Raw genomic sequence first — 19,932 nt, forward strand, 5'->3', positions numbered from 1 at the left:
GGGCCCTTCCGCACCACCGGATCGTCCTCTGCCCCGGTCGGTCAGGGACGGTTCCAGAAGGAAGGGGGCAGGGCGTCGATCTCGGCGGCGGCGGCGCTCGGCGCACCGGTCAAGGCGGCGCTCTGCGCACCGGTCAGGGCAGGATGGCGTCCACGTAGCCGCCGTCGACGCGGACCGCGCCGCCCGTGGTCGCCGAGGCCTGCGGCGAGCTGAGGTAGACCACCATGTTCGCGATCTCCTCGGGCTCGATCAGCCGCTGCAGCAGCGACTGGGGCCGGTGCCTGCGCATGAACGCCCGCTGCGCCTCCTCCCACGGCAGTTCCCTGTCGACCAGCTCGTACACGAAGTCCTCGACTCCGCCTGTGTGGGTCGGGCCCGCGATCACCGAGTTGACGGTGACGCCGCTCCCCGCCGCCTCCTTGGCGAACCCGCGCGAGACGGCGAGGAGGGCCGTCTTCGACATGCCGTAATGGATCATCTCGACGGGCGTGACCACCGCCGAGTCGCTGGCGACGTACTGCACGCGCCCCCACGACCTTTCGGTCATGCCCGGCAGGTAGGCGCGGGTGAGTCTGACCGCGGCAAGGACGTTCACCTCGAAGTACCTGCGCCACTCGTCGTCGGTGATCTCCAGCGCGGGCTTGGCGCCGAAGATGCCGAGGTTGTTGACGAGGATGTCCACATCGGGCAGGAGCTCGACCACCCTGGCGGCGCCGTCCTCGGTGGACAGGTCCGCGGCGACGGCCGTCACCTGCGCGCCCTCCACCTCGCCGCGCAGCTTGTCCGCCGCCGCCTCGACGGTCGACCGGCTCCTGCCGTTGACCGCCACGCGCGCCCCCGACCTGGCGAGCCCTGCGGCGATCGCCGCCCCGATGCCCTGTGTCGAGCCGGTGACCAGGGCGGTCTTCCCCGAGAGATCGATGTGCATGGGGATGGTCCTTCCCGCGCGGTGGTGGTTCATCCGCCTTTCATTTCCGTGTCCGACGCTGTCATGGGACAAGCCGAGGCAAGGGGTTCACGTGAGCATCACCGCCGAGAAGGGCCAGCGGGTGACCGAGTCCGCGCCACGCCGCGCGCGCAGGCGGTGGATGTCGTGGCTGGTGGCGGCGTTGATCGCCGCCTGGGCATGTGTCAGGCTTCTCGGGCTTGAGCATGGATCGTTCCTGACGCAGCTGATGACGCTCACGCCGTACGCGCTGGTGGCCGGGACGGCCGTGGCGGCGGTGCTGGCGGTGCGCAGGAGGGCCGCGGCCGTGCCGGCGCTGGCCGCCGTGCTGGCGCTGGCGACCGGCGTGCTGCCCCGCGCCTTCGCCGACCCGCTCACCGCGCGGGGGCCCGCGCTCAAGGTGCTGTCGATCAACCTGTTCTCCAGGGCGGACGCCCAGGCCGTGGTCTCGCTGGTACGGGAGTTCGATCCGGACGTGTTCAGCGCGCTCGAACTGGGACCCGAGACGGTCAGGCGGCTCGACGCGGCGGGGCTGGACACGCTCATGCCGTACCGGGTGCTCCAGCCCGCGTGGGGCGCTACGGGCAGCGGGCTGTACGCCAAGCATCCGCTGACCGAGCTGAAGGGGTTGTTCACGCCCATCGGCCATAACATGCCCGCGGCCACCGTGACGCTGCCTTCGGGCGCCCGGGCGCAGGTGGTGGCGATCCACCCGAATCCGCCGCTGGGCCGGATGACCGCCGAATGGAACGCCTCGCTCGCGGCGATGCCGCCGCCGTCACCTGACGTGATGCGCGTGCTGGCCGGGGACTTCAACGCCAGCCTCGACCACAGGGCCATGCGCGACCTGCTCGCGAAGGGCTACATCGACGCGGGCGAGGCGGCGGGCGAGGGGCTGACGCCGACGTGGCCGCACGGGCGGCTGATCCCGCCGCTGATCACGATCGACCACGTGCTGGCGGACCGGCGGATGGGTGTGGCACGGGTGGAGGTGCGTGACGTCCCGCGCACCGACCATCGCGCTGTCTTCGCCGAGCTCCGCCTCCCGTGACATCGCAGGACGGCACGGGGGCGGTCGTCCCTGGGACCGAGGTGGAGGCGGGGCTCAGCGGCGGGTGAAGGTGCCCAGGCCATTCTGGTTGAGGTGCTCGACGGTCACCGCGGTCGCCCGCCGGGCCTCCCGCACGGTGAACCGTACGCCGGACAGGCCCACCGCGTTCTCCCCCTGGGTGGGGTAGCTGAAGGTGTCGCCGTCGTAGTGGCGCAGCGGGAACGCCGTCCCCTTGGGGCCGAGCCGCATCACCAGACCGTCCGGGGTGGAGAGGACCTGCATCGGCCCGTAGTAGGGGTTGTCGTAGGTTCCCGTGTACGCGTCGGCCGGATGCCGCTGGGTGGCGTCGGGCGGGGGTCTCGCGTAGTCGAGCGTCGACCGCCCGGCCTGGTCCATCTTCGCGAACAGGCCGCCGATGAGGGGAAGCCAGTCGACGGTCTGCCTGCTGTGCTGCGCGATGTCGAAGAAGGTCTCGGCCACCGCCTCGGGTACGCCTAGGGGTTCGCCGTTGGTGAGGACGACGATGCCGAGCCCTTCCGTCGGGAGCAGCGTCACCGTGGTGGCCGCGCCGAGGTCGAACCCGCCCGAGTGGTTGAGCCGGAGCCGTCCGAGGTCGTCGTAGCCCACGTTCCAGCCGAGACCGTAGAAGCCGGCCTCGCCGAACGGCGCCCTGGGCGGGGCGGAGACGATCTGCGGCAGGTGCGTCTGTTCGAGGGCGGCCTGATCGATGACCGTCCTGCCGCCGACCTTGCCGTCGCCGAGCTGCAGCCGCATCCACGAGACCATGTCGCGGGCCGTGGAGCTGGCGCCGCCCGCCGGTGACTGGGCCTGCGGGTCGCGGCTGCCCTTGGCCTCCCAGTGACCGTTCACCTTGACGTGGAGGGAGGCCCGGTCGGGCGCGTTGGCGTAGTCGTCGAAGAGCGAGCTGGTGGACGTCATGCCGAGTGGCCGGTACAGCACCCGCGCCGACAGCTCCTCCCATGTGACGCCGCGGGCCTTCGCCACCGCCTCCGCGGCCGCCGTCAGCCCGAAGTTGGTGTAGGCGTAGCTCGCGCGGAAGGGCGCCAGCGGCTCGTAGCGCAGGCGTGCGATGATGTACGGCCTGCCGTACCCGAGATCTTCGAGCAGGTCGCCGGCGTGATCGGGAAGACCGCTGCGGTGGGCGAACAGGTCGGCCAGGGTGACGTGCCTGCTCACCCACGGGTCCTTGAGCGCGAACTCCGGGTCGTGCTTGACCACAGGGTCGTCCCAGGCGACGGTTTTGCCGCCCACGACCCCCGCGACCACGGTCGAGGCCAGGGGCTTGGAGACCGAGGCGAGCTGGAACACGGTGTCGGGGCCGACGGGCCGAGGGTCGCCCACGCGCCTCACGCCGTACCCCTTCAGGTACAGCGTCCGGTCCTTGTGGACGACGGCGACCGACAGGCCGGGCACGCCGGTCCTGGCCATCGTGGCGCGGATGACCCCGTCGAGGCGGGCGACGGCGCCGTGGATCTGCGCCTGGGTGAGGGAGGGCGGCGCCTGGGCCGGCGGGGCCGCCGACAGCGCGGGCGTGGGCGTGGGCGTGGCGAGGGTCGTCGACGTCGGCACGGCCGGTGGGTCCGGCCGCGTCCCCGCCGCGACGGCTGCGCCGAGCGGCGCGCCGAACTGCCCTGCCGCCGTCACCATGCCCCCGGTGCCGCACGCGGCGATCAGCAACGCACCCGCGCCCGCGGCCGCCCGGCCCGCGCACCTCCGCCTCACCTTTACAGTATTTCCGCATTTCACACGGCTATGTGCGCCCCCGGACTCCCCAACCGATGACGGCGGCCCAGGACCGCGAGCAGGCGCACGGGCACGCCCACACCGCCGGCGGCCGCCGGCGACTCCCAGGCGCTCGCCCGGCCGAGGGATGACGCGTCCGATCCTCGCCAGCGCAGGCGCCCGTCGACCCGCCAGAGTCGGACTCCGCAGGCATTCGACGCGAAAGGACCCCACCTGTGCACGTGACCCCCGAGCTGAAGGTGATGTACTTCGGCACGCCCGTGGTGCTGATCAGCTCCCTCAACGAGGACGGCACCGCCAACCTCGCGCCGATGTCCTCGGCGTGGTGGCTGGGCCGGTGCTGCATGCTGGGCCTGGGCAACAGCGGGCAGACGACGGCCAACCTGCTGCGGGAGCGCGAATGCGTGCTCAACCTGCCGTCGTCCGCGATGGTCGAGGCGGTCGACAGACTCGCGCTCACGACGGGCGCGCCCGTGGTACATCCCGGCAAGGCACGGCAGGGCTACCGGTACGAGCCGGACAAGTTCGGGCTGGCGGGACTGACCGAACAGCCGTCCGACCTGGTCAAGGCGCCACGGGCGGCCGAGTGCCCCATCCAGCTGGAGTGCACGGTCACCGCGTCGTACCCGTTCGGCGCTCCGACGTCGCACGCCACCGCCTTCGAGGTGGAGGTCGTCCGCGCCCACGTCGACGAGAGCCTGATCATCCCCGGCACGCAGTACGTCGACCCGGTCGGGTGGGATCCGCTCATCATGAAGTTCTGCGAGTTCTTCGGCGGCGCGGAGAACGTCCACCCGTCCAAGCTCGCGAAGGGGTGGAACATGCCACACGACCGTGCGCGGACGGCATGACCTGCGGGGTCGCCCTCAGCCGGCACGGGCGGTGGGTGGAGACGCGGTGGGTGGAGGCGCGGCACGCGGTCGTCCGGGGCTCCACCCACCGTGAGTCCTTACAGCGGAATCGCGCCGGTGATGGTCGTGCCCGCGCCGTGAACGTCGTTGACGGTCAACTTCCCGCGCAGCGAGGCGAACCGGGCCACGGGTACGGCGAAGCGCTCGCCCGCCGGCACGGGGAAGCCCTCCCCGTCATGGCTGATGGTCAGTCTGAGCCCGTAGTCGCCTGACGTGACGGCGATCGACAGCCTGCGCGTCCCGCCGTACGTCTCGATCTGGTCGAACACGGTCCTGATGGTGTAGCGGACGACCTCGCCCGCCTCACCTGGGACAGGAGCCCTGGGCAGCGCCCAGATCTCGACCACGACGCCGGTCCGCGCCGACCATTCCTGCGCTAACGTCTCCAGCGTCGATCCCAGAGCGTCGGGCTCGGTCACGTACAGCTGCATAACCATGTGTCCCCCTGTTTCCGTTGCCCGCTCCGAGCGGGCGGCCCCCCGTGCGCGGACGTCCTTGGCGAACGCCCCCGTCTACCCCGAGTCCGGCTTCCTGTCGCGTGACGAGCGACAAGATCGGACGTGCCCCTGGCGACCGCGGCGCCTGCCCCGTGTGACCGAACATCCCCTCGTACGGGCCCTGACGCGGGCAGTCATGCGTGTCCCCGATTATGGCGGCTCGGCGCCTGCCGTACGGCGAGATCAGCGGAGACGCCGAGGCGATTTCCGCCTGCCGTACGGCGGGGGCGCAGCCGGTCCCATCAGCCGTGATGCCCGCCGTCGCCCGTCGCGCCCGCGGCGCCGCCGGCGGCGAGCGGAGCGGTCGCTCCGATCAGCTTGCCCTTCGTGCCCAACTGGTTGAAAACGCGCACGGCACTCCCAACTCGATCATTACCGGGCTGTCCCGAACCGCATAATACGGGCCGTAGATTAACAGCGTGATCGGCTCGACCGGACGGTACCGAACAGTTCCGTTCGGGTCAAGATCGGATAGCGTGGGCTCATGCCTACCGGAGCCCGCGAACGACTGCTCGTCACCGCCGACGCTCTCTTCTACGCCGAGGGCGTCAGGGCGGTCGGGGTCGAGCGCATCCTGGGCGACTCAGGGGTCGGGCGGGCCTCGTTCTACCGCCACTTCCCCGGCAAGGAGGACCTGGTCGTGGCGGTGCTGCGGCGGCGCGACCAGGCATGGAGGGCGTGGCTGGCCGAGCGGGTGAACGCCCTGGGCGGCGAGGCGCTGAACGTCTTCGACGCCCTGGCCGAGTGGTTCGCCCGCGCGGACTTCCATGGGTGCGCGTTCATCAACGCCATGGTCGAGGCCACCCCCGGCAGCGCGGCTCATCAGCTCGCCGTCGCGCACAAGGAGCGCGTCACCTCCTATGTCACGGGACTGCTCGCCGAGAGCGGGCACCCGGACGTGGAGCGGCTGGCATGCCAGATCGTCCTGCTGATGGACGGCGCCATGGTCACGGCCATGCACGACCGGACGGCGAGACCCGCGCACCGCGCCCGTGCCGTGGCCGCCGCGCTGCTCGACCGGCCACCCCGCCGCCGCGGTTCGCGCACGCTCGCGTGAACCGGGGGTCCCGCCTCGAGCGGTCAGGACGTCAGGCGGACCGCCACCTCCATGCCCACGGGGACGCCGTCCTCCAGCAGACCGATCTGGCGCAGCCGGGCGAGCGAGACGTTGACCCCTTCGCGCTCCACGGCGGCCAGCAGGGCGAGCACGGCGGGGTGCGCCGCCCCGTCGACGACCGGGACGTCCTGCTCGAACCGCCAGCGGACCACCATCTCCTTGCCCGGCTCGATCGTGCCGCGCCGCACGTCGTCCCAGTCGGAGGGGGGCGGCTCGGCGACCGGCCAGCAGCACACCACCTCCGTCTCGGTCTCGCTGCCCTCCGCCGTCCCGATCGTGGTCCAGAACGCCCCTGTCGGTGCGTTGCCCGCCGCCGACAGCCGTCGCCACAGCCCGGCGAACAGCTCGTTCGCCCGCTCGTCGTCGGCGACCTCGGGTGGAAGGAGCACGCCCGCCCAGTGCTGCCGCTCCGCCTGCCGTACCTCGGCCTGCCACTCCACGGGGCCCGCCAGCAGCTGGTCGAGGACGGCCAGCGCGGCGTCCTGGCGCTCCCGCTCGGCTGCCAGCCTGTCCCTGTGTACGGCCAGCGTCACGGCGGCGGTCTCCGGATCCTGGAGCAGCTTGGCCGCCTCGGCCAGCGGCAGATCGGCCGAGCGGGCCGCCTTGAGCCTCAGCGCGGACTCGAACTGGGTGGCGCTGTAACGGCGGTGCCGCGACCACTCGTCGACAGCGGCGGGCGGCAGCAGGTCCTGCTCGTCGTAGAGGCGGAGCGCCTTCACGCTCAGGCCGGTCAGTTCGGCGAACTCCCCGATGTTCATCACGCGTCCCAGTGTGGGACCTCCCCCAGGGGCAGGTTCCACCCTGAGCCGAGCCCCACCCGGGCCGGCGCCGCGGCCTACGCGCGGGGGAAGGCGGCCCCCGTCCGGCGCGCGTAGGACGCGAAGTCACCCGGCTCGCGGCCGAGCACGCGCTGGACGCCGTCGGAGACGTGCTCGGCGCGCCCCTGGCGGATGTGCTCGAACAGCTCTCCGAGCAGCGCCGTGTACTCGGCGGGATACCCGAGCGCGGCCGCCTCCTCGCGGTACCGCGCCACGCTGAGCGGGGTGTAGCCGATCGCCCTGCCCGCGGCCCGCGCGACCTCGCCGACGGCCTCGCGCCACGTGATCGCCTCGGGGCCCGACAGCTCGTAGATCTGGCCGTCGTGTCCCTGGCCTGTCAGCGCGGCGACGGCCACGTCCGCGACGTCCTCCAGGTCGACGAACGGCTCCTTCCCCTCGCCGGCGGGCAGCCTGACGTCGCCCGCGGCCACGGGCCCCGTCAGCATCGGGTCCTCGCTGAAGTTCTGCATGAACCACGTCGGGCGCAGGATCGTCCACGCCGTGCCCGACTCACGCACCGCCTGCTCGGCGTCGGAGGGGACACCCATCTCCGCCCACACCCGCGCGGACAGCAGGACCAGCCGTTCGACGCCATGGGCGGCGGCCAGCTCGCCGAAGGCCCGCAGCGTCGTCGCGGCGTCGGCCGCCTGCGAGTCGACCACGTAGGCGGCGCGCGCGCCGGACAGGGCGGGCTTCCACGTCGCCTCGTCGGCCCAGTCGAAGCGGGTCTCGCCCGACCTGGACGCCACCCGGGCGGTGTGACCCTGAGCGCGCAGCCCTGCCGCCACCCTGCGGCCCGTCTTGCCCGTGCCGCCGAGAACCAGAATCGGTGAAGTCGTCATGCGTGCCAGTCAACCGCCATCAGATCGGACGGGCGATGGCTGAGACTCCTGGATCGATGTCCGCGCGTCTAGACTGCGCGGCGTGGAAGACGCCCTGTCGAGCCTGCTGCACGAGGTCACGCCCAGAGGGGCGCTGTTCGACCAGTCGATCGTCCGCCCGCCGTGGGCACTGCGTTTCGTGGAGGAGACACCGCTGACCCTGATGGCGATCCTCAGCGGTGAGGCGTGGATCGTGCCCGACGGCGGCGATCCCGTCCTGCTGCGCGCCCGCGACGTCGCCATCGTGAGAGGCCCCGAGCCGTTCACCGTCGCCGACTCCCCCGGAACCGCGCCGCTGGCCGTGATCCACGACGCGGAGCTCTGCACGACGCCCGACGGGCGGACCGTGCTGGACGAGCTGCCGATGTGCGCGGACGACGGCCTCGGCCGCTCCGCCATCGGGCTCAAGGGGACCTACCAGGTACGGGGCAGCGTGACGGAGCGGGTGCTCTCGGCGCTGCCGCGCGTCGCCCACGTTCCGTCGGCATCCGCTGGCCGCCCCATCCTCGACATGATCGTCAGCGAGATCGGCCGGGACAAGCCGGGTCAGCAGGTGGTCCTCGACCGGCTGCTCGACCTGCTGCTCGTCTCCAGTCTGCGGGAATGGTTCGATCGCCCCGAGGCCTGCGCCCCTTCGTGGTACCGCGCCCACCACGACCCCGTGATCGGCAGGGCGCTGCGGCTCATCCACGACGATCCCGCGCATCCGTGGACGGTGGCGAGCCTGGCCGGCAAGGCGGGCGTCTCGCGGTCGCGGTTCGCCCAGCGCTTCACCGAACTGGTGGGCCGGCCGCCCATGGCGTACCTCACCGACTGGCGTATCTGCCAGGCGGCCGATCTGCTGGCCCGCACCGACGGGACGGTCGACGCCGTCGCCCGCCAGGTCGGCTACTCCAACGCCTACGCGCTCAGCGTCGCCTTCAAGCGGACGCTCGGGGTGCGGCCGAGCGAGCATCGCGCCAGATCCAGGCTGCCCGCCTGAGCCCGCAGGACCGTGCCGGCAGCGGGGCTCAGGGCAGGCGGAGCGGCCCCGGCCTGGTCACTCGGCAGGGGCCGCGTAGACGGCTACGGCATGGGGTGGGCCGTGAAGAAGTCCCACGAGATGCGCGTGGCGTCCGGCCCGAGAGGGTCGCCGAACCTGCTGCACGAGCAGCCGCCCGACCACTTGTGCGCCAGTCCTTCGACGAAGTAGGCCTCGATCACCGACTCGCCGGTGCCGGCCTGGGTGTGGGTGTCGTGGGTGAAGGCGCGCCCGTTCTCCGTGGCCTGTCTGGTGACGTCGGCGATCGCGTCGACGTCGTCGTCGTCCACACCCCCGTCGAGCGCCAGGTCGGCGGTCTGGGCCCACTGGGTGACGGCGTCGCGACCCAGTTGCGGGTTCACGGTCCCGTCGGCGAGGCCGTGGACCAGGAAGACGGGCATCTTGCGGGCGTAGGCGCCCATCGCCTGGTAGGCGTGCAGGCCGCTCTGCTCGGGTGTCGCGTTCTGGTCATGCGGGAAGGGGCCGCCGGCCATGATGCCGATGGCCGCGTACACGTCGGGATAGGTGGCCCCCATGATCGACGACATCGCGGCCCCCGAGGAGGCTCCGATGACGTAGGTCCTGCGGGTGTCGACGGTGTACTGCGAGCGGATCTTCTCGGTGATGCCCGCGATGATCGACGGCTCGCCCTTGCCGCGCACCTGGTTGCCGGCCTGGGCGAAGTTCCAGCAGCTCAGCAGGTTGTTCAGGATGCCCTGCTCGGGATAGACGACGATGAAGCCACGGGCCTCGGCGAGCGCGTTGTACCTGGTGACGTCCTCCATGTCCTTGGCGTTCATGGTGCAGCCGTGCAGGGCGACCAGCAGCGGCATCGGGGTGCCGGGCCGGTAGGAGGACGGCACGTAGCCGCGGTAGTTCCTGAAGCCGGCCGCGTTGGAGTAGCTGCCGGTGAAGCTCGTGCCTGCCGCGTGCGCGGGCGTCGCGACCAGCGTGGTGGCGACGAGCGCGAGGGCGACGGCGATGGCGAAACGTTTCAATCCTGCCTCCATGGGGGTGGTTGGCCGAGGCTTAGGGCAGATCGTGGGCCAGCGGGGTGCCGAAGTCGATGGGCCCACGCAGCCGGCTCCGGCCTTCTCCCTGTGCGGGCGCACAGTCGGCGGATCGCGGTGGTGAGCGGATCGCAGCGGTGAGGTGTGTCGAGAATGGGAGGGCTTCAGTAGGATTCACCGCTTATGGCGTCACCACTTTGGCTGCCCGCGGAGAGCCTGAGGCTCGCCGGCAGACACCTGCTGCCCCTGGCCTTCTTCTACAGCGCGGGACGGCTGGTCCACGACCTGATCCTGCTGGTGGCCGCGTACACGGCCGATGTCGAGGGACCGCGCAAGTACGTCGGGTTCGCCGTGATGAGCCTCGCCGTGCTCGCGACGCTGGCCGCCTACATCGCCATGTTCAGGGTGATCAGGAGGGGCGAGGCGCCCGACCCGTCCGGCACGACGGCCGGGGACGTGGGAGACGACAGGCTCAGGACGGCCATCGCCCACACCCTGCTGCCCTTCCTGGTCTTCTACGGCGCGTGGGGCCTGTTCGCGGAGGACGTGCGCCAGTACAGCGTGCTGGCCCAGGAACTCGGCGGCGTCCAGCAGATCGACAACCTGTCCTTCGACCCGCTGCTGGTCACGGGCGCCATCGCCGCCGTCACGTTCGCCGTGCGCGCCCTGCTCGAGAAGTGGTACGAGCGGGGCCGCGGCGCCTTCGCGGGGGTGCTCACCACGGCCTTCGAGTCCATGTGGATGTTCTTCGCGGTCATCAGCCTGGAGGTGTTCGTCTCCGCGAGGATCGAGTGGCTGACCTCCCGCGCGGCGTGGGCAATGGTGAGCGACGCGCTGGGGGCGGTCCTCGGCCCGCTCGCCGACCTCGTGGGCGTGGTGCTGCCCCGTCCTGTGGAGGCGCTGGTGCTCCCGCTGGTCTGGCTCACGATCGCCGCCGTCGTGTACGGCAGGGACATGTCCCGCGAGGAGGAGATCGTCGCGGGCACCCGCGTGGAGCCGACGGCGGGAGCCGTCTGGCGGCGGCTGCCGCGTCAGATCAGGTCGGCCGCCGAGTTCCTGACAGGTGGTCTGCGCGACAAGTACACCCCGATGCTCAACGGCATGCGCTACGTCCTCAGCGCGGGCGCGCGCTTCTACCTGACGTTCTGCCTCTGCTACGTCCTGCTGCTCCTGGCCAGGGAGTGGACCTTCGTGGGCGTCACCAGGCTCGTCGGCCCGCACGAGAGCAACTGGTGGACCATGTGGCACGGGCCTGTCCGGTTCGGTGTGACCGCGCTGTTCGAGGTGGCACGGATCAGCCTGCTGGCCGCCGCCCTGCACCTGCTCGGGCGCAGCCGAGAGGCCGGCCTGGGGAACGACAGGCCCGGGAACGGCGGGCTCCCCTGACGGCGGCCCCGCGGCCGGCGGACGTGAGGTCAGGGCGCCAGCCTGAGGGCCTCTTCCACGCCCTCCAGCCGCACCTCGATCCGCATGGGGTCGGCGGCGGCCGCGGGGACCACGAAGGAGGCCTGCCACCGCAGCTCCTTTCCGACCCTCGGCGGCACTGGCTTGTAGTTCCCGTCGAAGCGCGAGCACGTCGGCTCCACGCCGTCGACCGGCGTGACCGAGCTAACGGTCGCGGAGGTCCACACCCGGCCCGACGGGTCGCGGACCGCGGCGGCGCACCCCTTGGCCAGCGTCTTGCCGGCCTCCTGGGACAGCGGCGTCACCCCGATCACCGCGGTCAGCGCCCTGGTGCCCGCCGGGGCGCGCTCCCCTGGGTCGACGGGCTTCAGGCTGATCAGCCGCCACCGCGATCCCGCGTGCTGCGCGGGCCCGCCAGGCGGCGCCTCGACCACGGCGTCCCCCATGGCGGCCCGGTAGCGCTCGAGGTGGGGAAGGGCCTGCACGCCCACCACGCCGGCGACCGCGACCACGAGGCCGAGCGCGTAGCGAAGGTTCCTCACGGCGCGCCCTCCTTGATCGTCACCGTCGGGCCCGCCGCGGCGAGCCGCTCGCGGGTGAGGCCCAGGTCGATCTCCACCGCCGGACCGAGCGCCCCGTTGAGGCGGTGGATGCTGGAGTACCGCGCCTTGCTGATCACCAGCCGCGCCCCCTCCGCCTGCGCGGGCAGGATCTCGAAGGCCAGCGTTCCCGACCGCCAGATGCCCGCCTGCAGCGGCTCACCCTCCAGGCCGAGCACCCGGTCGCTGACCGCGAACTCGGCGCCGTCCGCCGACCTCAGCACGGCCGTTCCCAGCGTGACCTGTTCGGTGGTCGCCGCCGCGCCCGCCCGCACGACCACCCACACGCCGCCGGTGGTCATCGTCTTGCCGCCGAAGGACTTCTCCAGCCGCAGCGTGCGGCCCACCTCCACGCCGTCGACCCTGAAGGTGTACGGCAGGACGCGCACCTCCTCGCCCACCACGCCGCCCGTGGCGATCGGCCGGTAGGTCAGGTCCGCATCAGGGATGAGCCGCTGCGCCCCTCCGATGGCGGCGAGCAGGGCCAGGCCGACCGCCACGGAGGCCGCTCTGTTCATCCGCGCTCGACCCGGGCCTTCAGGATCGCCATCACCTCGCCCTTGAACCACAGGGACACGCCCGAGCTGTAGCCGAGCAGCGACCAGCTCGGCTCCCACGTCTCGTCCCGCATCGTGACCGTGACCTGCCGCGGATCGCCGACGGACGCCGGCAGCACCCACGCGAACCTGACCTTCTCCGCCATGCCGGGGTTGATCTGTCCGCCCTCGCCGTCGTCACGGACGACCGCCTGACGATGGAGGTCGGCGATCGGGTCGACGTGATAGCGGTCGGCGTGCACGTCGAGGTCGAGATACAGCTCGGTCAGGTTCACCGCCCGCGGGCTGACGTTCGTCACGTCCATGTCGAGCACCAGGTAGCGGCCCTTCTGCCCCGTGCCCGACCAGGGCAGCGGGTCCTTCGTGGCGAACCCGACCCTGACCGGTCTGATCGCGACCCTGTGTCCGGTCACGCTCTGCCCGATCCCGATCTGCCGTGGGCCCTCCTTGACGGCGTCCTCGAGACCGCCGAGCGGCCAGGCGATCAGGATCGACGACACGACCACGGCGGCGATGCCGCCGTACCATCGCCACACCCCGCGCCCTTGGGGCGACATGTCCCCATCTGTCCGCACCCGCGGCATGATACCGACGATCGGCCTCCGCGTTCAGGTCTGCCGGCGCTGCCGCATCTCGGCCTCGTGAACGTGCCGCCTGCCGTCGAGCAGCTCGGTGCGTGCCTGGCGTTCGAGCTCTTTGAACGTCCGGTAGTAACCGTCGTCGTACTCCTCGACGATCTGGAAGGTCCAGCGTCCAGGCAGGACCTCGCGCCCCAGCAGCTCGGTGCGGATCCGCCGGGCCATCTCGTCATGGCCCGCCGACGCCAGCAGCTCGACCACGTCGTCGAGGGTCCGGTCGGCGGTCCCCGTGAGCTGATGGAAGGAGTAGAGGTGGCCCCTGGCGCGCTCGGTGGTCTCCAGCGCCTCCGACAGGCGGCCGAGGCCCTCGACGACCGCGTCAGTCGCTCCGTCGGGACGGCGGTGCTCCGGGTCGGGTGTGTACGGCATGCTTGCACGGATACCCGGCCGGGCCGGGAACGATGCCTCAGACCCCGGCCACCGGGCCCTCCACCGCCCTCCTCCGGCCCTCCCCTGCCCGCGGCCTGGAGCCGCCCCTGCTAGCCACGCGCCCGGTCGCCCGCCAGGGCGTCGAGGAAGTTCCGGATCTCCAGGGCGCGGGCGTTCTCGCCGACGGCGGCCGACAACCGGATCGCCTCGGTCAGCACCTCCACCGCCTCCCGCCTCCTGCCGAGCCCGGCCAGCGCCTTGCCCACTCCCTCCTTCCCCATGGCGACGTTGACCCTGTCCCTCCATCCTCCGGCCTTGTCGACGACGGCGCTGAACAGCTCGTACGCCCTCGCGTGGTCGCCCCGCCGCAGCGCGATCTTGGCGAGGCGGATCGCCACCTCGATCTCGACCCGCCCGATCCCGAGGGCGGGGACGCCGGCCAGCAGGTCCTCCGCCGCCTCGTACCGGCCGAGGTCCTCGTAGGCGCCGGACAGGAAGCACAGTGTCAGCGCGAGCGCGGGCGCATCGCCGCTCTCCCTCACCAGGGCGAGCGCCTCGTCGTAGAGGGCGAGCGACTCCGCCGCCCTTCCCGTCCTGCGCTCGACGGAGGCCAGGTTGACCAGGGCCAGGATCCGCGTGTGACCGCTCAGCCCGGGCAGCGCCTCGGTCAGGAGCGGGCGGGCCTGGTCGTAGCGGCGCTCGATCGTCTCCAGGGCGCCGAGCGAGACGAGCATCGCGTTCTCGCCCCTCCTGTCCGATTTCGTGCGGCAGGCGCGCAACGCCAGCAGCGTCGTGGCCCGCCAGTCGTCGAGGTAGCCGCTGATCTCGTACAGCCGCACACCGGACAGCGCCAGATCCCAGCAGTGCGTGGTCATGCCCAGCTCCGCCGCCCGCGCGACCAGGCCGGTGAGCGTGCGGCGCTCGGCCTCCAGCCAGGCGAGCGGGTCGCCGAGCATCCGCGCGACCGCCTCGGGCTCGGCTCGCCTGCGCGGCGCGTCGCCGTGGAAGGGGATGAACCCGTCGAGGTAGTCGCGGGAGTAGGCCTCGTCGGCCAGGGCGAGGAACGTCTCGAAGGCCCTGCCGAGCACGGCCGCGCGGGCGGGGGCGTCCATGGCGGCGGTGGCGCGTTCGCGGGCGAACAGGCGGATCAGGTCGTGGAAGCGGTAGCGCTCCTGCCCCGAGGGGTCCGCGCCGAGCGGCTGGACGAGCTGGGCGTCGGCCAGCCGTTCGAGCAGGTCGCCCGCCTGCTCGACCTGGACGTCCATGAGGGCGGCCACGATCCAGGGCGCGAAGCCCCCCGGCAGGTCGAGCAGGCCGAGCCGTTCGAAGAGCGTGCGCTCGGGCGCGGGCAGGTGCCGGTAGCCGAGCTCGAAGCCCGCCCGCACGTCGAGGTCTCCCGCGCGCAGCTCGTCGAGGCGGCGGCGCTCCTCCTCCAGCCGGCCGGCCAGGTCCTCGGCCGTCCAGCCCGGGCGGGTGGCCAGGCGCGCGCCCGCGATCCGCAGGGCGAGCGGGAGCCCGTCGCACAGCTCCGCCACCCGTGAGAGCGGCCGCTCGGCCGACGGCTCGCGGGAGGCGATGCGGGCGACCAGCGCGGCCGCCTCTCCCTGCGGCAGGACGTCGAGCTGTACCGGCTTGGCGCCCTCCCCTGCCACCAGGCCGTCGAAGCGCCGCCGTCCCGTCACCACGACCCGGCACCGTGCGGTTCCCGGCAGCAGCGGCCTGACCTGCGCCGCGCCTGAGGCGTTGTCCAGGAGAATCAGCATCCGCCTGTCGCGCACCAGGCTGCGGAAGAGCGCCGACCGCTCGTCGAGACCCGAGGGCGGCCTGGTGACGCCGAGCGCGTGGGAGAAGCGTTCGAGCACGTCGGCGGGGTCGAGCGGGTCCGCCTGTCCGCGCAGGTCGACATAGAGCTGGCCGTCGGGGTACCGGTGGGCGGCCCGGTGCGCCCAGTGCACGGCCAGTCCTGTCTTGCCCACCCCTCCCGCGCCGCTGATGACCACGAGCGGCGCGTCCCCGTCCATGGCATCGAGCTCTGCCGCCCTGCCGGTGAAGGCGTAGACGTCGGGCGGCAGCTGCGCGGGCCGTACGGCGGGGACGGGGTCCTCCTCGCGCAGGATCTCCTCGTGCAACTCCCTCAGCCTGCGGCCCGGCTCGATGCCGAGCTCGGCGACCAGCACGTCGCGGCCCTCCTGGTGGACACGCAGGGCGTCGGCGCGCCGCCCCGCCAGCCGCAGGGCTCTCATGAGCAGCTCGCGCAGCCGTTCCCGAAGCGGATGGGCGGCGACGAGGGCGGCCAGGTCGGCGGTGAGCTCGTCGGCGCGGTCGAGGGCGAGCATCGCCTCGGCGCGCTGCTCGGCGGCCAGCAGCCGCAGCTCCTCCAGCCTGGCCACCTCCTCGGTGAGAGCGTCACCCGGCAGGTCGGCGTAGGCGGGACCGCGCCACAGACCCATCGCTTCGCTGAGGAGGCGGGCCACCTCGGCGGGGCCCGAGCCTGCGGCGCGGGCGCACAGCTCCTCGAAGCGGGCGGCGTCGAGCTCGCCGTCGCGGACGATGAGGAGGTATCCGCCGGGTTCGCGGGTGACGCGGTCGCCGCCGAGCGCCTGGCGCAGGTGGTGGACGTGCCAGCGCAGGGTCGCGGGCGAGGGCGGCGCCTCCCCCCACGCGGCGTCGGCCAGCCGGTCGGGCGGGACGGGTCGGTTGGCTCCTGCCAGCAGGACGGCCAGCAGCGTGCGCTGCTTGGCCGAGGTGAGTTCGATCGCCTCCCCGTCACGGCTGACCGACAGCCGCCCTAACACCCCGAAATCCACCCGCCCAACGGTGGCACAACGTCCTCCAGGTGGCCAGGCGCCCGATCAACCGGCGAACTGCCTCCCGCTACCCCTCCTTCGCCCTGCGCACCGCCGACGGCGGCGTGCTCGGTTTCACGACCTTCCAGGTGGCGGTTCACATCCCGCCGAAGAAGGCGGAGCCGGGCCGGTTCAGGGTCGTCGCGAGCTACTCGGGCGTCACCGGAGGCAGCGGCCGGTGAGCACCAGGACGTCACGCGACCCTGATCCGCCGGCCGCCGGGCCGCGTTGGGAGCCGGGCCCGCGCAGCCCGCTCACGGGCCGGTCCCGCGTCGTATCCTTGCTCATGGCAAGAGTCATTCCGGCCGTCGTCACCGGCCTCCTCGCGCTCGCCGCCGCGCCCGCCGTCCAGGCCGCGAAGGCACCCGACGCCTACACCGGCTACGCCGACCTGGCCGCGCACGAGAGCGAGGGCAAGGACTACCGGCGCGTCCAGCGCCTGCCCAAGAAGGCCAGGGTGGCGCACATCGCCATCCACGGCGGCGCGATCGAACCGCCCACCACCCAGCTCGCCGACCACGCCGCGGGCGACAGGCACGCCTTCTACTCCTTCGAGGGACTCAAGTCCTCGGGCAACAGCGCCCTGCACATCACCTCCACCCGCTTCGACGAGCCGAAGGGCCGCCAGGTGGTGGCCGCGGTCGACTACACCGTCTCCTGGCACGCCGCGGCGGGCACCAAGGCGACGACCTACGTCGGCGGCCGGGACAGGAGGCTGGCCAAGAGGGTCGCGACCGCGCTGCGCGCCGCCGGGTTCACCGTCGCCGCGTCGACGCCGAAGGAGCTCAACGGCGACAGCCCCGCCAACATCGCGAACAGGAACCGCAGGGGAATGGGCGTGCAACTGGAGCTGAGCAAGGGGCAGCGCGAGCAGTTCTTCGCCGACGGGAACCTGAGCAGGGCCTGGATCGCCGACCCGGCCCACCGCACCAGGGCCTTCTACCGCTACGTCGCCGCCGTCAACAGCGTCCTTCCCTGACGAGACGCCGAACCCCGGCATCTTTCCGATATCCGCCGCGCCACGCCGCAAGCCTGCCGTACCCTTCCTAGTCACGACACGCATTCTTTCGACTACGCAGAGCGAGGGGATGAGGGTGCGACGGTCCATCAGGGGCAGCAGGGTACGGGCGCAGCCGTACCGCGACCTCGTCTGGCTCGCCTACCTCTCCCTGCCCCGCGCCGCGGGCGAGGAACGGCGGCTCGTGCTCGCGCACCGCATGTCCGCCTCGGCCGTGACCGGCAGGACCAGGATCGAGGAGGTGCGGCTGCGCAAGTCGTTCCTGCGCAGGGTGCTGCGCAAGCGGCTCATGCCGTGGTCGGGCAGGCTGGCGACGGTCGAGGCGGTGCCCGCCGTCACGCGAAGCCGGGACATGGAGTTCACCAGGCGCTTCGACGGCCTCCCCGCGCCCGCCCGGGCCGCGTACGCGCTGCTACGGCTCGAGGAGCGCCCGCACGACCAGGTCATGGAGATCCTGACGGGCGCCGGGGTCGACGACCCCGCCGCGGCGCTGGCCGCCGTGTCCGACTTCGAGGAGCAGGCGGGCTGGCTGTGGCGGCCCGCGCTCGACCCCACCCTGGTCAGGATCTACGGCCGCCCTCCTGCGGGGCGCCGGCTCAGGGCCGCCGCGGCGGCCGGGCTGTGCCTGCTCGCGCTCGTCGTCGTCCTCCCCCAGCTCGACCTCGAACGGCCGGGCATCGCGGCCGCCCCTTCGGCCTCCAGACCGCGGATCGTGCGGGCCGCCGGCGAGGCGTGGCGCGCGGGCACCAGCCTCGACCTCGGCACGTGGGCGCCGAGGGGTTCCCTCGTCCACGACGAGGAGCTGGTGCGCCGCGCGATCGGCACGTGGGGGGCGAGCAGCGCGCAACTGCTGTTCGCGGGCCAGGTGGACGACGCCCGCGTCGTCCTGCTCAGGCGGCCCTCACAGGTGGCGCGCTACACCGAGACGGCCAACGGCCCCACTGTGGAGATCCTGCCGGAGCCGCGCGTCAGGCCCGACGGTGCCGGCCCGCTCAAGCTGAGCACGACCACCGAGGGCAACCGCTACCTGCTGCCGCCATGGGTGCGCGAGGTGTCGAAGGCGACGCTGGCGGGCCGTACGCCGCACTGGCACAAGGTCGAGATCAGGGACGGCGTGACCGCTCCCGTACCGCTCGCCGAGCGCGGCGGCTGCTGGCAGGGGCCCGTCCTGCGGCTGAGGGCGCCGGAGATCGCGCACGGCCTGCCGTACACCATGCTCGATTTCGGCCGGCTGTCGCTCGCCAACGCCTCCTACCAGCCGCCCCCGCCCGCGGAGGTCAATCGGTACGGTCCCCACGAGCTCGACGCGCTCCCCGAGGGGTTCAGCGCGTGGAAGCATGTCGGCTGCGCGGTGGAGCGTCCGGAGGGCGAGATCCAGGCGGCGACCGCATGGGAGTTCTGGGCCGGGCAACTGCCCGAGGGGGTGCGCGGGCGCTGGGTCTGCCTGCGCACGACCGACGCGAGCGGCGGCAGCGTGGTGCGGGGCGTCCTGCTCGCCACGGGGCGCGGGCGCACCACCGGCACGCCGACCGCCGCCCGCGCGGGCACCTGGGACTGCAGCAGGCTGCGCACGGACATCGTGGCCGGCGTGTGGTGGAAGGCGCCGTCGGGCAGGCGCTACTACGTGGCCGCCGGCAGCAGGCGGGTCGCCGCCATGGACGTCGGCAGGCACCGCGTCTCGGGACGGCACGTCGCCATCGCCGGATCGGGCATCGCGCGGCCCCGGCTCTCGGCGGTCGACGAGGCCGGTGTGAAGGTGTCCGCGCTGCAGTGAGGTCCTTCGGCAGCCCCGCGGCGGGTCCCTGCGCGGGGGCGGGCCGACTGCCCGGCGCTGGACCAGGGGTCGCCCGCCCACATCTGGGGCCGGGGTCGCCCCTCTCGACGAGCACGTGGGCTGACCTGGACGGACGCGAGTGAAGCGGCGGCGCCAGGGTAGGCGGACACCGCAGAACCCCGTCCTGAGGAGGGTCTCGTGGCCACCCGACGCAAACCCGCCGCCGGTTCGCCCGTCCAGCTCGCCGCACGCGTCGTCGGCGCGGTGTTCCTGCTCGTCGGCGTCCTCGGCTTCATCCCCGGGATCACCACGCACTACGACGACCTGGGGGTCGCCGGCCACCAGTCGGGCGCGATGCTGCTCGGCGTGTTCCAGGTGTCCGTCCTGCACAATGTCGTCCATCTGCTGTTCGGCGTCGCCGGTCTTCTGCTGGCTCGCAGCTGGGCCGGCGCGCGCGGCTACCTCATCGGCGGCGGCCTCGTCTACCTGCTGCTGTGGCTCTACGGGCTCCTCATCGATCAGAACAGCGCCGCCAACGTCGTGCCCGTCAACACCGCGGACAACTGGCTGCACCTCTTCCTCGGCCTCGGCATGATCGCCATGGGCTATCTGCTGTCCCGCGGCCGGGTGGCCGCCCCGCACTAGCGGCGACCCTTCAGCCTGCTACCCCGTGTAGTTTTTGGTGACGTTGGGCGAAAATGCGTTACTCGT

At 72.5% G+C, this 19,932-nt stretch carries 20 protein-coding genes; 9 read left to right on the forward strand and 11 right to left on the reverse strand.

All coding sequences use genetic code 11. The features are described 5' to 3' along the window. Positions 1 to 133 precede the first annotated feature (133 nt). Positions 134 to 928: an SDR family NAD(P)-dependent oxidoreductase gene (locus tag ACFSKW_RS49210; RefSeq protein WP_379581777.1), complete on the reverse strand. Its 795-nt coding sequence runs from the start codon at positions 926 to 928 to the stop codon at positions 134 to 136. A gap of 91 nt (positions 929 to 1,019) precedes the next feature. Between ACFSKW_RS49210 and ACFSKW_RS49215 the strand changes: the two genes are divergently transcribed. Next, on the forward strand, positions 1,020 to 1,997 hold the full coding sequence (locus tag ACFSKW_RS49215; protein WP_379581779.1) for an endonuclease/exonuclease/phosphatase family protein: 978 nt from the start codon (positions 1,020 to 1,022) through the stop codon (positions 1,995 to 1,997). A gap of 54 nt (positions 1,998 to 2,051) precedes the next feature. Here the strand turns inward: ACFSKW_RS49215 and ACFSKW_RS49220 are convergent, their stop codons facing one another. Continuing rightward, positions 2,052 to 3,740: a serine hydrolase gene (locus tag ACFSKW_RS49220; RefSeq protein WP_379581781.1), complete on the reverse strand. Its 1,689-nt coding sequence runs from the start codon at positions 3,738 to 3,740 to the stop codon at positions 2,052 to 2,054. A 236-nt stretch (positions 3,741 to 3,976) separates the two neighbouring features. Between ACFSKW_RS49220 and ACFSKW_RS49225 the strand changes: the two genes are divergently transcribed. Continuing rightward, positions 3,977 to 4,612 (forward strand): flavin reductase family protein, encoded by a 636-nt coding sequence (locus ACFSKW_RS49225; RefSeq protein WP_379581783.1) that lies wholly within the window; start codon positions 3,977 to 3,979, stop codon positions 4,610 to 4,612. 98 nt (positions 4,613 to 4,710) lie between these two features. Here the strand turns inward: ACFSKW_RS49225 and ACFSKW_RS49230 are convergent, their stop codons facing one another. Next, complete coding sequence (locus ACFSKW_RS49230; RefSeq protein WP_379581785.1) at positions 4,711 to 5,109, reverse strand: sensor histidine kinase; 399 nt, start codon at positions 5,107 to 5,109, stop codon at positions 4,711 to 4,713. Positions 5,110 to 5,653: 544 nt separating this feature from the next. On the opposite strand from ACFSKW_RS49230, the gene ACFSKW_RS49235 reads away from it, so the two are divergent. Beyond that, positions 5,654 to 6,226, forward strand: coding sequence for a TetR/AcrR family transcriptional regulator (locus ACFSKW_RS49235; RefSeq protein ID WP_379581787.1), 573 nt, complete (start codon positions 5,654 to 5,656; stop codon positions 6,224 to 6,226). Between the two features lie 23 nt (positions 6,227 to 6,249). On the opposite strand, the gene ACFSKW_RS49240 is transcribed toward ACFSKW_RS49235, so the two are convergent. Both ACFSKW_RS49240 and ACFSKW_RS49245 read right to left on the reverse strand, forming a co-directional pair. Continuing rightward, complete coding sequence (locus tag ACFSKW_RS49240; RefSeq protein ID WP_379581984.1) at positions 6,250 to 7,044, reverse strand: MerR family transcriptional regulator; 795 nt, start codon at positions 7,042 to 7,044, stop codon at positions 6,250 to 6,252. A gap of 77 nt (positions 7,045 to 7,121) precedes the next feature. Further along, positions 7,122 to 7,946 (reverse strand): NAD(P)H-binding protein, encoded by an 825-nt coding sequence (locus tag ACFSKW_RS49245; protein ID WP_379581789.1) that lies wholly within the window; start codon positions 7,944 to 7,946, stop codon positions 7,122 to 7,124. Between the two features lie 82 nt (positions 7,947 to 8,028). Between ACFSKW_RS49245 and ACFSKW_RS49250 the strand changes: the two genes are divergently transcribed. Then, positions 8,029 to 8,967, forward strand: a complete 939-nt coding sequence (locus ACFSKW_RS49250; protein WP_379581791.1) for an AraC family transcriptional regulator — start codon at positions 8,029 to 8,031, stop codon at positions 8,965 to 8,967. A gap of 83 nt (positions 8,968 to 9,050) precedes the next feature. Here the strand turns inward: ACFSKW_RS49250 and ACFSKW_RS49255 are convergent, their stop codons facing one another. Continuing rightward, on the reverse strand, positions 9,051 to 10,004 hold the full coding sequence (locus ACFSKW_RS49255; protein WP_379581793.1) for an extracellular catalytic domain type 1 short-chain-length polyhydroxyalkanoate depolymerase: 954 nt from the start codon (positions 10,002 to 10,004) through the stop codon (positions 9,051 to 9,053). Positions 10,005 to 10,199: 195 nt separating this feature from the next. Here ACFSKW_RS49255 and ACFSKW_RS49260 point away from each other — a divergent pair, with 195 nt between their 5' ends. Further along, on the forward strand, positions 10,200 to 11,402 hold the full coding sequence (locus ACFSKW_RS49260; RefSeq protein WP_379581795.1) for a hypothetical protein: 1,203 nt from the start codon (positions 10,200 to 10,202) through the stop codon (positions 11,400 to 11,402). A gap of 29 nt (positions 11,403 to 11,431) precedes the next feature. On the opposite strand, the gene ACFSKW_RS49265 is transcribed toward ACFSKW_RS49260, so the two are convergent. The 5 genes from ACFSKW_RS49265 to ACFSKW_RS49285 all read right to left on the reverse strand — a co-directional run bounded on the left by ACFSKW_RS49265 (position 11,432) and on the right by ACFSKW_RS49285 (position 16,390). Then, positions 11,432 to 11,962, reverse strand: coding sequence for a hypothetical protein (locus tag ACFSKW_RS49265; RefSeq protein WP_379581797.1), 531 nt, complete (start codon positions 11,960 to 11,962; stop codon positions 11,432 to 11,434). Beyond that, positions 11,959 to 12,537, reverse strand: a complete 579-nt coding sequence (locus ACFSKW_RS49270) for a hypothetical protein (protein WP_379581799.1) — start codon at positions 12,535 to 12,537, stop codon at positions 11,959 to 11,961. Before ACFSKW_RS49270 ends, ACFSKW_RS49265 begins: the two co-directional genes overlap by 4 nt. Further along, positions 12,534 to 13,151: a hypothetical protein gene (locus ACFSKW_RS49275; RefSeq protein WP_379581801.1), complete on the reverse strand. Its 618-nt coding sequence runs from the start codon at positions 13,149 to 13,151 to the stop codon at positions 12,534 to 12,536. The genes ACFSKW_RS49270 and ACFSKW_RS49275 overlap by 4 nt, the downstream gene beginning before the upstream one ends. 33 nt (positions 13,152 to 13,184) lie before the next feature. Further along, complete coding sequence (locus tag ACFSKW_RS49280; RefSeq protein ID WP_379581803.1) at positions 13,185 to 13,583, reverse strand: hypothetical protein; 399 nt, start codon at positions 13,581 to 13,583, stop codon at positions 13,185 to 13,187. Between the two features lie 110 nt (positions 13,584 to 13,693). Further along, a complete protein-coding gene (locus ACFSKW_RS49285; protein WP_379581805.1) occupies positions 13,694 to 16,390 on the reverse strand; it encodes an AfsR/SARP family transcriptional regulator in 2,697 nt (898 codons plus the stop codon). A gap of 29 nt (positions 16,391 to 16,419) precedes the next feature. On the opposite strand from ACFSKW_RS49285, the gene ACFSKW_RS49290 reads away from it, so the two are divergent. From ACFSKW_RS49290 to ACFSKW_RS49305, 4 genes are all read left to right on the forward strand, one after another. Next, complete coding sequence (locus ACFSKW_RS49290; protein ID WP_379581807.1) at positions 16,420 to 16,611, forward strand: hypothetical protein; 192 nt, start codon at positions 16,420 to 16,422, stop codon at positions 16,609 to 16,611. A gap of 104 nt (positions 16,612 to 16,715) precedes the next feature. After that, positions 16,716 to 17,408, forward strand: a complete 693-nt coding sequence (locus ACFSKW_RS49295) for a poly-gamma-glutamate hydrolase family protein (protein ID WP_379581809.1) — start codon at positions 16,716 to 16,718, stop codon at positions 17,406 to 17,408. 115 nt (positions 17,409 to 17,523) lie between these two features. Further along, a complete protein-coding gene (locus ACFSKW_RS49300; RefSeq protein ID WP_379581811.1) occupies positions 17,524 to 19,221 on the forward strand; it encodes a hypothetical protein in 1,698 nt (565 codons plus the stop codon). A 198-nt stretch (positions 19,222 to 19,419) separates the two neighbouring features. After that, positions 19,420 to 19,866: a DUF4383 domain-containing protein gene (locus ACFSKW_RS49305; protein ID WP_379581813.1), complete on the forward strand. Its 447-nt coding sequence runs from the start codon at positions 19,420 to 19,422 to the stop codon at positions 19,864 to 19,866. The last annotated feature ends 66 nt before the right edge of the window (positions 19,867 to 19,932 follow it).

Source organism: Nonomuraea mangrovi, from assembly GCF_042681425.1.
GTDB lineage: Bacteria > Actinomycetota > Actinomycetes > Streptosporangiales > Streptosporangiaceae > Nonomuraea > Nonomuraea mangrovi.